Genomic DNA, 15143 nt, shown 5'->3' on the forward strand with positions numbered 1-15143 from the left:
GCTCTTCAGTCAACCATCATATTGATGTTGAGGTTGTACATAATCCAGAGTGAGCCCACAACAACGATTGCGATAATCATAGCGGTGAACAGGAACGCCACCAGATTCCAACGTTCTTCGGACGATCCATTCATATGCAGGAAGTACACTAAGTGCACAATAATCTGCACTACGGCTAAACCGACCACTGTGGCCAGAATAGTCGTATGGGAGGCGGTGCCGCTCATCACCATAGCAAATGGAATAACTGTCAGAATGACCGACAGAATGAAGCCAATAAGATATGACTTCAAGCTACCGTGGCTGGCTCCACCGTGAGTAGTTGTTGGATGACTCATTACATGGCTCCTAACAGATAGACAACGGTGAATACGCAGATCCAGACCACGTCCAAGAAGTGCCAGAACAAGCTCAGGCACATCAGACGGGTACGGTTCATCTCATTCAGGCCGCGTTTTGCTACTTGGATCATCATAATGATGATCCAAACCAGGCCGGCAGTAACGTGAATACCGTGAGTGGCAACCAGAGCAAAGAAGCTGGACAGGAACGCACTGCGATCCGGGCCGTAGCCTTCTGCAATCAGGTGGTGGAACTCATAGATTTCCATTGCCACAAAGCCCAGACCGAACAGGAAAGTCAGACCTAACCAGGTGTTTACCTGGTTTTTATGGCCTTTATTCATGCCCAGCATAGCGATGCCGTAAGTAATACTACTGAACAGTAACAGGAAGGTTTCGACCAGAACAAAGTTCAAGTCGAAGATATCCCTACCGGAAGGACCGCCAGCGGTCCCGTTTACCAGCACTGCATAAGTTGCGAACAAGGTCGCAAACAAAATACAGTCGCTCATCAGATAGATCCAGAAGCCGAATACTTTCGTTGCTCCTGCATCGTGATGCCCATGCTCTACATGGGCGACGTTGTGGTTAGTCAGAGTTTCAGTTGACATGATTCACGCCTGCTTTGCTGATTTGTTCATGATGAAGATCTTCAATGCGCTCAACTTCTGCAACCGGCACATAGTAATCAACATCCTCGTCGAAGCTTTTCACAATCCAGGTCACAATCATGCCGACGAAGCCAACGATGGCCAGCCACCAGATATACCAGATCATGGCAAAGCCGAAGATCAAGCTGAAGCCAGCAATAATCACACCTGCACCGGTATTCTTCGGCATGTGGATTTCTTCGTATTTCGCTGGGCGTTTGTACGCTTCGCCTTTCTCTTTCATATCCCAGAATTCGTCACGGTCAACAACTTCAGGCACGACAGCGAAGTTATAGAACGGCGGTGGGGAAGAGGTAGACCACTCCAGCGTACGGCCACCCCATGGGTCACCAGTCAGATCGCGGTTTTGCTCGCGGTCACGAATACTGACGAACACTTGGATAACCTGACACAAGATACCGCAAGCAATCAGTGCTGCACCGCCCGCTGCCACCATCAACATCGGATGGAACTCTGGGTTGATGTCTTGGCTCAGACGACGGGTCATACCCATAAAGCCCAGCACATACAACGGCATAAAGGCGACGAAGAAGCCAATTATCCAGAACCAGAATGCACGGATACCCCATTTCTCATTCAGCGTAAAGCCGAAGGACTTAGGCCACCAGTAAGTCAGACCCGCGAAGCAACCGAATACCACACCGCCGATAATCACGTTATGGAAGTGCGCAATCAGGAACAGGCTGTTATGCAGTACAAAGTTTGCACCCGGAACGGCGAGCAGTACGCCAGTCATCCCACCGATAGAGAAGGTGATGATAAAGCCAACGGTCCATAACATTGCGGAGTTAAACTGAATACGGCCTTGGTACATGGTGAACAACCAGTTGAAGATTTTCACCCCTGTAGGGATGGAAATGATCATCGTGGCTATACCGAAGAAGGCGTTAACGTTGGCACCGGACCCCATGGTGAAGAAGTGGTGTAGCCAAACAATAAACGACAGGACGGTAATCGCGATGGTTGCCCAGACTAAAGAGGTGTAACCAAACAGACGTTTTCTTGAGAAGGTCGCGGTCACTTCGGAGAACACACCGAATACCGGCAGAACCAAAATGTACACTTCCGGATGGCCCCAGGCCCAAATCAGGTTGATGTACATCATCATGTTGCCACCCATATCATTGGTAAAGAAATGGGTGCCAAGGTAGCGGTCCAGTGTCAGTAACGCGACGGTCACAGTCAGGATCGGGAAAGAAACGATAATCAAAATGTTGGTACACAGTGCTGCCCACGTGAAGACAGGCATCTTCATCATCGACATGCCAGGCGCACGCATTTTCAAGATAGTCGCGAAGAAGTTAACACCGGTCAGCAAGGTCCCTAAACCAGAAATCTGTAGACTCCAGATCCAGTAATCGACCCCGACACCTGGGTTGTACTCTTTACCTGACAGTGGCGGATAAGCCAACCAACCGGTTTGCGCGAATTCACCGACTCCCAGAGAGATGTTGATTAACACCACCCCGACGACAAAGAACCAGAAGCTCAGTGAGTTCAGGAACGGGAAGGCAACGTCACGAGCACCGATTTGTAGCGGTACGACCACGTTCATCAAGCCGACCACAAAAGGCATCGCCATGAAGAAAATCATGATAACGCCGTGCGCGGTGAAAATCTGATCATAGTGATGAGGCGGGAGGAATCCGGCCTCACCCGCAGAAGCAAGTGCTTGCTGGCTACGCATCATGATGGCGTCGGCAAAACCACGCAACAGCATGACCATGGCGACCAGAATGTACATGATACCGATTTTCTTATGGTCGACCGACGTCAGCCATTCGCTCCATAACCATTTCCATTTGCCGAAATAGGTCAGGGCAGCGACCAATGCCAGCCCACCCAAAACAATTGCAGCAACGGTAACCATAATGATTGGTTCGTGTAGCGGAACCGCATCAAGTGTTAATTTTCCCAACATCGTTTTATTCCTCGGCTCCGGCGTGAGCGGCGTGTTCGCCCATATCCATGCCCTGGCTCATATCCATACCTTTATGGGTATCATCGCCTTTCTGGTGCATGTTCATATCACCCATAAACTTGCCAATAATTCCTTTAAACATCTCCGGTTTAACACTGGAGAAATACTCAACCGGGTTATTTTCACTCGGCTCAGCCAGTTTATTGAAATCGTCAGTCGTATTCAGGGTATTCGGCGATTTTTTCACCTGTGCGACCCACTGGTTGAAGTCTTCCTGCGTTGGTGTCGCGATCGCAGTGAATTTCATACCAGAGAAGCCTTTGCCACTGAAGCTGCTGGAAATACCATTGTATTTACCGGCTTCGTTGGCGATCAGATGCAGTTTGGTTTGCATCCCGGCCATCGCATAAATCTGCCCGCCTAACTGAGGAATAAAGAACGAGTTCATTACTGAGTTGGAAGTGATTTTGAAGTTCACCGGAACATCAGTAGGGAAAGCCAGTTCATTTACTGTAGCAATACCTTGTTCTGGATAGATAAATAGCCATTTCCAGTCAAGGGAGACCACTTCAATGGTGATCGGTTCTTTGCCAGCCACTTCAAGCGGTTTGAACGGGTCAAGTTCGTGGGAGGTTTTCCAGGTTATCGTTGCCAAGATAGCAATGATAATGATTGGAACAGCCCAAACAACAAGCTCAATTTTGTTGGAATGGGACCAGTTTGGGGTGTAGGTCGCACTTTTGTTGGACTCGCGGAACTTCCATGCAAAAGCGAACGCCATAAAAATAACCGGAATAACGACGATCAACATTAAACCGATAGCTGTCAGTATCAGTGTTTTCTGTTCGACTCCGATTGCGCCTTTGGGATTCATCAATACCATATCGCAACCACTAAGCATTACTGTGGCTGCTAATAAAGACAACATACCCATATTTTTAATGTATTTCTTAAGTCTCATCTAACGACCTCAATTACAAAAGGGCTCTATTGTCGTTTCATGTGTGCGGGCATTTTACGGGAAGGTTGCAGGACTGTAAACATGCTTAAGATTCTGTCAGCGGCTTGTTGACACTTTATGTTAAGGGGGTCACAGATGTTGCCATGCGTGACAATTTACTAATAGCAACAATATGTTGGCGATGGTACCTGGCGGGAAAACAGCGGATGTTAAGGAAAAACAACGGTAATTAGTGTTTTATTCACGGGAAATACTGATTTTAAATTAATACGTAGACTTATTTTATGTAAATAATATGTGATGCCAGAGTAAATTAAAATATATTTTGGGGTGCTATAAATAGTCACCCCTGAATCATTTAGCTAGAAATTATATTTAACCGAGTAAACGATAGCTTCTTGTAAGAAATCTTCACCCAATTTGTTATAAGCATAACGGTACTGAATACCTGTGGTGAATTGTTTAATTGGTGTCCACCAAAGTGCAATAGCACCATTTACCCCGTTGCGGCCACCATTACCTGCGGCATAACGTTCTGCACGGTTAAACTCCAATTCATTCCAGTTAGTGATGCTGAAATTTTCATCGAATGCGGTAAAGTCATAACCTGCGACCCAACCCACTACATAGCCGTTGTTGCCTGAATAATAGGTTTGATCAACATAGTGCAGCGCCACGAAAGGTTTCATCCACACGCCCGCTACCGTGGCGTTATAGCCGATACCATACAGAGTATTCACTTCGTGGAAGTTGCTGTAATTGTTACCTTCAGCACTCGGCAGTGAGTAAGTGCCATAAAGATGGCCATAAAGGTTGAAACCGGAATCACCTAAGTAATAGCGACCTGTCGTTTTGAAGGTATAGCGTTGGTTGTCACCTGGTTGTGCCGTTTTTGAATTAAATGGGTTCTCTAAATCAAAGAAGCCATAGACCTCGCCCCAGCTATAACCTGCACCACCTTCCAACTCAATATAGGCAAAGTCATCTTTGTGTGAAGAGTTACCTGATTTATGCGTAGTACTGCGAGTCCAGTCAAGGTAGTTCATGCTGATATTAGCAAATCCCCACTGGTATTCAGCTTGTGCGGCGGGAGCCATCGTGACCGCAGTCAGCGCGGCTGCGCCGATAAGAATTTTACGCATAAATGCCTCTGTGTAGTTGAAAGATGTCAGGAGAAACAAAAGGACACAGTCCTTAACAAAAAGTGCGCACATCATAGTCCCAGAGCACGAAAGGATAAATAGTTGAAAGTGATTCAGATCTCGTTTTGTGAATAAAATTTTGCAAGTGTTGCTTTAAATTGTGAAGTAACTCAATAAATGTACTGGTGGAGTGTCAAAGATTGGATGATGTGAGGTTGTTTGTCTGACTGATAAATACAAAAAAGCCGGCACAAGTACCGGCTTTAGTAAATCTAGCTAGTTTATTAGGCTAATTTTTCTCGCCTTAGCGCGAGATAATCCAATACGCCACCCAGAACCATACCGATGACACTGAGCTGAATACCTCGCAACAGTAGTATATCGGCCACTTGTGGCGCAGCAGTCCAATCTAGTGCATTGCATATCAGTAAAATCAGCCAGGCAGCTAATAAAATGCAGCCAATTGTTAAAAAGCGTAGCGCCCAACGGTAAGCTGTTTTAAACGCAGTGCGAGGCATGAATTCGTCTGTTTTCTGAGTGTGTTCCAATGTCTGACGACAGATATAGAGCAGAATTAACCCAGGAATCGCCGCAGCAATAGAGAACAGATAGAACAGAGGCCAGCCATGAGTCTCAACAAACCAGCCAGCAATTGGGCCAACATAGACTCGACCTACTGCGGATAAAGCTGATAACAAAGCAAATTGTGTAGCAGAGAACGATTTGTTACAGAGCGTCATCAACAGTGCGACGAAGGCCGCAGTCCCCATCCCACCGCACAAGTTCTCCAGGAAGATGGCACTCCCCATGGAGAATATATTCTTATCAGTGATGGATAACAGCCAGTAACCAATATTGGAGATGGCTTGTAAAATCCCGAAAATCATCAATGCCCGAAATAAGCTTATGCGCTGCATTAACAGGCCGCCGTATAGAGCACCAATAATCGTGGCAATTAATCCCAACGTTTTATTGACCAGGCCGACTTCACCGGCATCAAAACCTACCCCACGGATCAGGAACGTAGTACTCAGACTGGCAGCAAAGGCATCCCCCATTTTGTACAGCACGATAAGCAGCAAGATTAGCCACGCATTATTACGGCCAAAGAAATCACGTAAGGGTTCGACGATCGCTTGTTCTAAGGTTTTTGGAGGGGCAATTCGAATAGCAGGCTCAGGAGCAAATAAAGTCGCAAACACCCCAATTAACATGAGCCCGGCCATCAGCCAGTAGGTCGATTGCCAGCCAAGATAACGGTCGGCTATCCATAGTGCCAAACCACCGGACACCAACATTGCTAGGCGATAGCCTAATACAGAAACTGCCGCACCGGTTCCGCGCTCTTCAGCGGTGAGTAAATCGGTTTTATAAGCATCAAAAACAATATCTTGCGATGCAGAACAGAATGCAACCAGCACCGCGATAGCTGCCAGCCACCATAAATGTTTAGCCGGTTCCATAAAGCCCATGGCGATAATGGCGACAATTAATAACAATTGGCTAATTAACAACCAACCGCGTCGGCGGCCAAGAAATGAGGGTGTGTAACGGTCCATCAACGGGGACCAGAGGAACTTAAAGACGTAGGCCTGACCGACCAGAGAAAAAATACCAATAGTTTTTAGATCGACGTTTTCAACCGTCATCCAGGCTTGCAGCGTCCCGCCGGTAAGAGCTAAAGGGAGGCCGGAAGCAAATCCCAACAAGAGAAGAACTAGAGAGTTGCGCTGGGTAAAAAGGTTCGAATAGCGATTGGGCATGTGAGACCTACATACTCCACCCCATGTGCGGGGCAGAGCATTCTGTTAAGCAGTAATAATGATGCTAAGCAAATAGCAGGTTAGCGAGCATTTTGCTTGATAAAGCTACTGACGCTGGTGTCCTGCGCCATATCCGCAATAACATCGCTTAACACGGTATTGACGGCATTAGTGATTTTTTCGTTGGTTGCAGTAAATGCACCCTGAACGTTATAGCTGGCACGATAATTCTTCACCTGCTTATTGCCGTTTTTCGCGGTAGCGGTAATAGAAATATCGGCTTTGGTGGTGATGTTGTAACGCAGATTGCCTTCTTGCACATCGGCATACAGTTGATTTACAACGATTTGCAGGTCAACTGGTGCATTAGTACCAATCATATAACCACGAGCAGTCATTTGTTTTTCAAGCACTTCTTGTAACAGGAAGCGCAGATCACGTGATGGGGTTAACACCACCAGTTGACCATCACGATTGACTTTAGCCAGTGCAGAATCTTGACGCTGGTCAGCCCCATTAATGCTGATAGTAATCCCCATTAACGTCGGGTCTTGTGGCGGTAATACGACTTTCGGGGTGACATTCAAGGTGTTGTTACTGGCAGCACAACCCGCCAATATAAAAACAGCCAACAGTGGGAAAAGAATTTTCTTTAGCATGTTCACTTTCTCAATAGTTATGGAATTTTTTAATAATCAGAGCGGGGTAGCAGCCATGTTATTTTGCGAGTTTGCAGTTGCGACATCATAGCACCGCGATGGATTGGTGGAAGATCCCGAAGAAGAGAAATTCACCAAAAAATACAATTTCCTGCCAAGTTTCCTCCTATTTAATATGAACACCTTACAAGTTAGCTTTTCACTGACTATCAGATGAGTCCGTTAACCTAAACTGCTTGAGTTGAGATATTCAGGATATTTTGTATCTGAAATGTTATAAAACAGCCAAAATCAACTAATATTGCAATAGAGAGTAGGCAGTTTTCTGCCTCAGCAGTAAGGAGAGCATGATGATTTTGATTCGAGAACAAATTGAAGAAAAACTAAAAGTGGCCTTCGAACCGGATCATCTGGAGGTAATCAATGAAAGTTACCGCCACAATGTTCCTGCCGGATCTGAAAGTCATTTTAAAATTGTGATCGTCAGCAATAAATTTCAAGACCAACGTTTTTTAAGCCGTCATCGGGCAATTTATAGTGTGTTGGCTGATGAGCTGGCAAGCACGGTGCATGCGCTGGCCTTACATACTTACACCCAGAAAGAATGGACTGGATTACAAGATACGGTACCTGCCTCACCGTCATGTCGTGGCGCGGGGACATTGGCTTAATCTGCGAGCGTAATCAAATCCAAACTGGATAACAGTAGTAATTCTGGTCTGATTTAGGGTATTAGTAGGTGAGAATTTTGCGAGCGGCCTATAGGGCCGCTTCTGTTTCTGTATAGGCGACGTGTTAGTTTCATCAGTGCGCCGCAGGAGTTTTAGCCGAGGGAACGATTCACGCGTGAATTTTACCGCGACAACATTCGCTTGCTTTCCTCGACTCATAACCTGTGCGCCGCTATAATGTCGCGTCTTATTTTTCCGGAATGGTTTCGGGACGCTTCTGACATCTGGGATACTCGGTTCTGTTTAATGCGGCCGTCCCGGTTCTTAGAGGGTGTTTTCAGAGTTCGCATCATTCCTGAAAGGGAAATGGTGCTGCTTCGTTTGCAGCTTCTGGAGTTGACCGAGCACTGTGATTTTTTTGAGGTAACAAGATGCAAGTTTCTGTTGAAACCACTCAAGGCCTTGGCCGCCGTGTAACAATTACTGTTGCTGCTGACAGCATTGAGAAAGCAGTAAAAAGCGAATTAGTTAAAGCCGCTAAAAATGTTCGTATCGACGGTTTCCGTAAAGGCCATGTGCCGATGAACATCGTTGAACAGCGTTACGGTGCTTCTGTTCGTCAGGACGTACTGGGTGATCTGATGCAACGTAATTTCGTTGATGCGATCATTAAAGAAAAAATCAACCCAGCTGGTGCGCCTAACTATGTACCGGGCGAGTACAAGCAGGGTGAAGATTTTACTTATTCCGTTGAGTTTGAAGTGTACCCGGAAGTTGAGCTGAAAGATCTGGAAAGCATTGAAGTAGAGAAGCCAGTTGTTGAAGTTAATGACGCTGACGTTGATACCATGCTGGAAACTCTGCGTAAGCAACAAGCAACCTGGAAAGAAACTGACGCTGCAGCTACTGCTGAAGATCGTGCAACTCTGGATTTCACCGGCTCTATCGATGGTGAAGTGTTTGAAGGTGGCAAAGCGACTGATTTCGTACTGGCAATGGGCCAGGGTCGTATGATCCCAGGTTTCGAAGAAGGTGTAATCGGCCACAAAGCCGGTGAAGAATTCACCATCGACGTAAACTTCCCAGAAGATTACCACGCAGAAAACCTGAAAGGTAAATCAGCGAAATTCGACATCGTGTTGAAGAAAGTTGAAGTGCGTGAGCTGCCAGAACTGACTGAAGAGTTCATCAAACGTTTCGGCGTTGCTGATGGTTCAGTAGCGGGTCTGCGTGCTGAAGTGCGTAAAAACATGGAGCGTGAGCTGAAAGGCGCTGTGCGTAACCGTGTGAAAACTCAGGCAATCGACGGTCTGGTTAGCGCTAACGAAATCGACGTTCCAGCTGCACTGGTTGAAGGTGAAATCGACGTTCTGCGCCGTCAGGCTGCGCAACGTTTCGGTGGTAACGAGAAACAAGCTGCTGAACTGCCACGTGAACTGTTCGAAGAACAAGCTAAGCGTCGCGTTGTTGTTGGTCTGTTGCTGGGCGAAGTTATCAGCCAGCACGAGCTGAAAGCTGATGAAGATCGTGTTAAAGCACTGATCGAAGAAATGGCATCTGCTTACGAAGATCCACAAGAAGTGATTGAGTTCTACAGCAAAAACAAAGAGCTGATGAACAATATGCGTAACGTTGCTCTGGAAGAACAAGCGGTAGAAACTCTGCTGGCTAAAGCCAAAGTGACTGAAAAACCAACGACCTTTAGTGAGCTGATGAATCAGACCACTACAGCGTAATGTTTTTTTAGCGCAGTAAACTGAAAAAGCCCGTTGCCCTTGGCTGCGGGCTTTTTCTTTTAGTAACAATAATCCCTCAATAGTATGATTAATCTGGCATGTTTCGTCGTAATCTGCGCTATATTTGAAAAGTGAAATGAAGTATTTAACAGATAAAAAATCAATAGGGCGTCAGGATTACGGCAGGAAGCACAGGCGGTTGTTAGGCTAAAAGATAGCGGTGGGGCTTGAAAAAGAATATTAATCCCCCAATTAACTTAATAGACGTTCATATCTGATGTTGATGAAACACTGGCTGATTACCACCGTCGAATGTGTCTGGATACCCAGACTGTTTGCATGCGACCTTGATGCATGAACATAGTCATCATTACTTATCTCAAGTAGAATCGGTTATGAATGGCGCCAAAGTAAATTCTATTAGGAGACGGTAATGTCATACAGTGGCGAACGAGATCAATTTGCACCTAACATGGCTCTGGTGCCAATGGTGGTTGAGCAGACTTCACGTGGGGAGCGTTCTTACGACATCTTCTCCCGTCTGCTAAAAGAGCGCATTATTTTTCTGACCGGTCAAGTTGAAGACCATATGGCCAACTTGATTACTGCGCAAATGCTGTTTCTGGAAGCAGAGAATCCAGAGAAAGACATCTTCTTGTATATCAACTCACCAGGTGGGGTGATTACTGCCGGGATGTCAATTTATGACACCATGCAATTTATTAAGCCTGATGTCAGCACTATTTGTATGGGCCAGGCGTGTTCAATGGGAGCATTCCTGTTGACTGCGGGCGCTAAGGGTAAACGCTTCTGCCTGCCGAATTCACGGGTGATGATCCATCAACCGTTGGGCGGCTTCCAGGGCCAGGCCACAGATATTGAAATTCATGCCAAAGAGATTTTAAAAGTGAAATCACGCATGAATGAACTGATGGCGCATCACACGGGAAAATCTCTTGAAGAAATAGAGAGAGACACTGAGCGCGACCGTTTCCTGTCTGCTGAACAGGCTGTAGAATATGGTTTAGTTGATTCGGTGTTCACCCGTCGTGACTAACGACTTATTTCTGTGAGCCTATATACTATAGTGAATGTAAATAGAACAATTCGTGATGCTGAATAAGGCTAATAGCGTGTTGTTTGTACAATCCCAATGATATCGGCTGTCCGTTGAAGGCTAACGTGGCGTACAGAAGTAGCGAGAATAGTCTCCCTGCCGCAGGTTACAGATGTGGCAGATATTAAAAAAGAGGTTTACTGATGACAGATAAGCGCAAAGACGGTTCTGGAAAGCTGCTGTATTGCTCTTTCTGCGGCAAAAGCCAGCATGAAGTGCGTAAGCTAATTGCCGGGCCGTCAGTGTATATCTGCGATGAATGTGTCGATTTGTGTAACGACATTATTCGCGAAGAGATCAAAGAAGTCGCACCGCATCGGGAGCGTAGTTCGCTGCCAACGCCGCACGAAATTCGTCATCACCTTGATGATTACGTGATCGGACAGGAACCGGCGAAAAAAGTATTAGCGGTTGCGGTGTATAACCATTACAAACGTTTACGCAATGGCGACACCAGCAATGGTATCGAATTGGGTAAAAGTAATATCCTGCTGATCGGCCCAACCGGTAGCGGTAAAACATTGTTAGCAGAAACACTGGCTCGCTTCCTGGATGTGCCATTTACCATGGCTGATGCGACCACACTGACTGAAGCCGGTTATGTGGGTGAAGATGTTGAAAACATCATTCAGAAGCTGCTACAGAAATGCGATTACGATGTTCAGAAAGCCCAGCGTGGCATTGTTTATATCGATGAAATTGACAAAATTTCACGTAAGTCTGATAACCCATCGATCACTCGTGATGTGTCGGGTGAAGGTGTGCAGCAGGCTCTGTTGAAATTGATCGAAGGGACTATTGCGGCTGTTCCACCTCAAGGTGGTCGTAAGCATCCACAGCAGGAATTTTTGCAGGTTGATACCTCTAAAATTCTGTTTATCTGCGGTGGTGCTTTTGCGGGGCTGGATAAAGTTATTGAGCAGCGCATTAATACCGGCAGCGGTATTGGCTTTGGTGCCACGGTAAAAGGTAAGTCAGAGAAGGCCACAGAAGGCGAGTTATTGCGCCAGGCTGAGCCGGAAGATTTGATTAAATTCGGTTTAATCCCTGAATTTATCGGCCGTCTGCCAGTGGTTGCTACTTTAAGTGAATTGAGCGAAGACGCGCTGATTCAGATCCTGAAAGAGCCGAAGAATGCCCTGACTAAACAATATCAGGCATTGTTCAATCTTGAAGGTGTTGAACTTGAGTTCCGCGATGAAGCGTTGACAGCCATTGCCAAAAAAGCAATGGCGCGCAAAACAGGTGCTCGTGGCCTGCGTTCTATCGTAGAAGGCGCTCTGCTGGATACCATGTACGATTTACCGTCAATGGACAGTGTGGAAAAAGTGGTTGTGGATGAGTCAGTTATTGCTGGTCAATCTGCACCAATGCTGATTTATGGTCAACCTGAAGCTCAAGCTTCTGGCGAATAATTAGCCAAATAATCCAGATGGTTAGTATGACAATGGGGGATTTTATCCCCCATTTCTTTTTCCTCGCATTGTAATCGTTGAATGTAAGACATTCGTCCCCATATACTCAATTACCTATTTAGTGAAACTCGTGATGACTCGTGTTTCACGAGATTCCCAGTAATCTGGCGGAAGCTAAACTAAGAGAGAGCTCTATGAACCCTGAGCGTTCCGAACGCATAGAAATCCCCGTATTGCCTCTGCGCGATGTGGTGGTTTATCCGCATATGGTGATCCCACTGTTTGTTGGCCGGGAAAAGTCGATTCGGTGCCTGGAAGCGGCAATGGACCATGATAAAAAAATCATGCTGGTTGCGCAGAAAGAAGCCTCAACTGATGAGCCTGGTATCAACGATCTGTTTTCAGTCGGCACTGTAGCCTCGATTCTGCAAATGCTGAAATTGCCTGATGGCACAGTCAAGGTGCTGGTTGAAGGGCTACAGCGTGCGCGTATCACCACGCTTTCCGACAGCGGCGAGCATTTTGCTGCCCAGGCGGAATATCTAGAATCACCAGTGATGGACGACCGTGAGCAAGAAGTATTAGTCCGCACAGCAATTAATCAGTTTGAAGGTTACATCAAACTGAACAAGAAGATCCCACCAGAAGTACTGGCTTCATTGCACAGTATTGATGATGCGGCGCGCCTTGCTGATACTATTGCGGCTCATATGCCGTTGAAATTAAATGATAAACAAGCTGTTCTGGAAATGTTCGATGTCACCGAACGTCTGGAATATCTGATGGCGATGATGGAATCTGAAATTGATCTGTTACAGGTCGAAAAACGGATTCGTAATCGCGTTAAAAAACAGATGGAAAAGAGTCAGCGCGAGTACTATTTGAATGAGCAAATGAAAGCCATTCAGAAAGAATTGGGCGAGATGGACGATGCGCCTGACGAGCACGAAGCGCTGAAACGCAAGATTGAAGCGGCAAAAATGCCGAAAGATGCGCGCGAAAAAACCGAAGCTGAACTGCAAAAACTGAAAATGATGTCGCCGATGTCGGCGGAAGCCACTGTGGTTCGCGGTTACATTGATTGGATGTTGCAGGTTCCGTGGAACAGCCGCAGTAAAGTTAAAAAAGATCTGGTAAAAGCACAGGAAGTTCTGGATACCGACCATTACGGTTTAGAGCGCGTTAAAGATCGTATTCTAGAATACCTCGCAGTACAGAGCCGGGTCAGTAAAATCAAAGGGCCAATCCTGTGTCTGGTGGGGCCTCCTGGGGTCGGTAAAACGTCGCTGGGGCAATCTATTGCCCGTGCAACAGGTCGTCAATATGTGCGTATGGCACTGGGTGGCGTGCGTGACGAAGCGGAGATTCGTGGTCACCGTCGTACCTACATCGGTTCTATGCCGGGTAAATTGATCCAGAAGATGGCAAAAGTTGGGGTAAAAAACCCACTCTTCCTGTTGGATGAGATCGACAAAATGGCATCCGACATGCGTGGTGATCCGGCATCTGCCTTGCTGGAAGTGTTAGACCCAGAGCAAAACGTGGCATTTAACGATCACTATCTGGAAGTTGATTATGATCTGTCCGATGTGATGTTTGTGGCGACGTCTAACTCGATGAATATTCCGGCACCATTGCTGGACCGTATGGAAGTGATTCGCCTGTCCGGTTATACCGAAGATGAAAAACTCAATATTGCCAAGCAGCATCTGTTGCCGAAACAATTTGAGCGTAACGCCATTAAGAAAGGCGAGTTGACCATCGATGATAGCGCCATCATGAGCATTATCCGTTATTACACCCGTGAAGCTGGGGTGCGTAGTTTGGAACGTGAAATTTCCAAACTGTGTCGTAAAGCAGTAAAAAATCTGCTTATGGATAAAACGGTTAAGCATATTGAAATCACCGGTGACAACCTGAAAGATTTCCTTGGTGTACAGAAGGTAGATTATGGCCGTGCTGATACTGAAAACCGTGTCGGTCAAGTGACTGGTCTGGCATGGACTGAAGTTGGCGGTGATTTGCTGACCATCGAGACGGCCTGTGTTCCGGGTAAAGGTAAGTTGACTTACACCGGTTCTCTGGGGGAAGTCATGCAAGAGTCAATTCAGGCTGCATTAACCGTGGTTCGCGCTCGTGCAGATAAATTGGGTATTAATCCTGATTTTTATGAAAAACGTGATATTCACGTGCATGTGCCTGAAGGTGCGACGCCGAAAGATGGTCCAAGCGCAGGTATTGCAATGTGTACCGCACTGGTTTCTTGCCTGACGGGTAACCCGGTACGTGCTGATGTTGCGATGACCGGTGAAATCACTTTACGTGGCTTAGTATTGCCAATCGGTGGTTTGAAAGAGAAATTGCTGGCTGCTCATCGTGGTGGGATTAAAGTTGTGCTGATTCCAGATGATAACAAACGTGATTTGGAAGAGATTCCAGACAATGTTATTGCTGATCTGGAGATTCATCCGGTGAAACGAATTGATGATGTTTTAGCCATTGCTTTGCAAAATCCTGCCTTCGGGGCACAGCCGGTAGCGTCAAAATAGTGACGGATCGCAAGAAGTATTGATAAAACTGATGCTGGTGAGTGAAATCCTACTTGCCAGCTATTTTTTGTGCCGCTAAGTTAGTTCGGCTGTCTGGCAAAAGTTTAAGCCTTTGGGCTACTTGATATGGTTGGGCAGGATTGATATAACAGCTGCGCTGTCGTGTTGTCCGTAGGGATTTTCGGCGCGACGATAGA

The 15143-nt window shown here is 46.5% G+C and carries 12 protein-coding genes; 5 read left to right on the top strand and 7 right to left on the bottom strand.

The window, feature by feature from the left end; genetic code table 11:
* Positions 1-5: 5 nt before the first annotated feature.
* The 7 genes from DJ58_RS03800 to DJ58_RS03770 all read right to left on the bottom strand — a co-directional run bounded on the left by DJ58_RS03800 (position 6) and on the right by DJ58_RS03770 (position 7458).
* Positions 6-338 (bottom strand): cytochrome o ubiquinol oxidase subunit IV, encoded by a 333-nt coding sequence (locus DJ58_RS03800; protein ID WP_025377412.1) that lies wholly within the window; start codon positions 336-338, stop codon positions 6-8.
* Complete coding sequence (locus tag DJ58_RS03795; RefSeq protein ID WP_032910674.1) at positions 338-952, bottom strand: cytochrome o ubiquinol oxidase subunit III; 615 nt, start codon at positions 950-952, stop codon at positions 338-340. The genes DJ58_RS03800 and DJ58_RS03795 overlap by 1 nt, the downstream gene beginning before the upstream one ends.
* The gene (gene cyoB, locus DJ58_RS03790) at positions 942-2933 is read right to left on the bottom strand and encodes a cytochrome o ubiquinol oxidase subunit I (protein WP_004707566.1); all 1992 of its coding nucleotides are present in this window, start codon (positions 2931-2933) and stop codon (positions 942-944) included. Before cyoB ends, DJ58_RS03795 begins: the two co-directional genes overlap by 11 nt.
* A gap of 4 nt (positions 2934-2937) precedes the next feature.
* Positions 2938-3894, bottom strand: a complete 957-nt coding sequence (gene cyoA / locus DJ58_RS03785) for a cytochrome o ubiquinol oxidase subunit II (protein WP_032910675.1) — start codon at positions 3892-3894, stop codon at positions 2938-2940.
* A gap of 362 nt (positions 3895-4256) precedes the next feature.
* Positions 4257-5036, bottom strand: a complete 780-nt coding sequence (locus tag DJ58_RS03780) for a nucleoside-specific channel-forming Tsx family protein (RefSeq protein WP_004707570.1) — start codon at positions 5034-5036, stop codon at positions 4257-4259.
* Positions 5037-5320: 284 nt separating this feature from the next.
* Positions 5321-6799 (bottom strand): muropeptide MFS transporter AmpG, encoded by a 1479-nt coding sequence (gene ampG, locus DJ58_RS03775; RefSeq protein WP_032910676.1) that lies wholly within the window; start codon positions 6797-6799, stop codon positions 5321-5323.
* 80 nt (positions 6800-6879) lie between these two features.
* On the bottom strand, positions 6880-7458 hold the full coding sequence (locus DJ58_RS03770) for a lipoprotein (RefSeq protein ID WP_032910677.1): 579 nt from the start codon (positions 7456-7458) through the stop codon (positions 6880-6882).
* Between the two features lie 350 nt (positions 7459-7808).
* On the opposite strand from DJ58_RS03770, the gene bolA reads away from it, so the two are divergent.
* The 5 genes from bolA to lon all read left to right on the top strand — a co-directional run bounded on the left by bolA (position 7809) and on the right by lon (position 14946).
* A complete protein-coding gene (gene bolA, locus DJ58_RS03765) occupies positions 7809-8129 on the top strand; it encodes a transcriptional regulator BolA (protein ID WP_072088305.1) in 321 nt (106 codons plus the stop codon).
* Positions 8130-8560: 431 nt separating this feature from the next.
* Positions 8561-9865 carry a trigger factor gene (gene tig / locus DJ58_RS03760; protein WP_004707578.1) on the top strand — a complete coding sequence of 435 codons (1305 nt, stop codon included), beginning with the start codon at positions 8561-8563 and terminating at the stop codon, positions 9863-9865.
* Between the two features lie 433 nt (positions 9866-10298).
* Positions 10299-10922: an ATP-dependent Clp endopeptidase proteolytic subunit ClpP gene (clpP, locus tag DJ58_RS03755; RefSeq protein WP_004714577.1), complete on the top strand. Its 624-nt coding sequence runs from the start codon at positions 10299-10301 to the stop codon at positions 10920-10922.
* A gap of 203 nt (positions 10923-11125) precedes the next feature.
* Positions 11126-12397, top strand: a complete 1272-nt coding sequence (clpX, locus tag DJ58_RS03750; RefSeq protein ID WP_004707581.1) for an ATP-dependent protease ATP-binding subunit ClpX — start codon at positions 11126-11128, stop codon at positions 12395-12397.
* Between the two features lie 194 nt (positions 12398-12591).
* Complete coding sequence (lon, locus tag DJ58_RS03745; protein WP_004707582.1) at positions 12592-14946, top strand: endopeptidase La; 2355 nt, start codon at positions 12592-12594, stop codon at positions 14944-14946.
* The last annotated feature ends 197 nt before the right edge of the window (positions 14947-15143 follow it).

Origin of the sequence: Yersinia frederiksenii ATCC 33641 (genome assembly GCF_000754805.1) — a bacterium.
GTDB classification, from domain to species: domain Bacteria; phylum Pseudomonadota; class Gammaproteobacteria; order Enterobacterales; family Enterobacteriaceae; genus Yersinia; species Yersinia frederiksenii.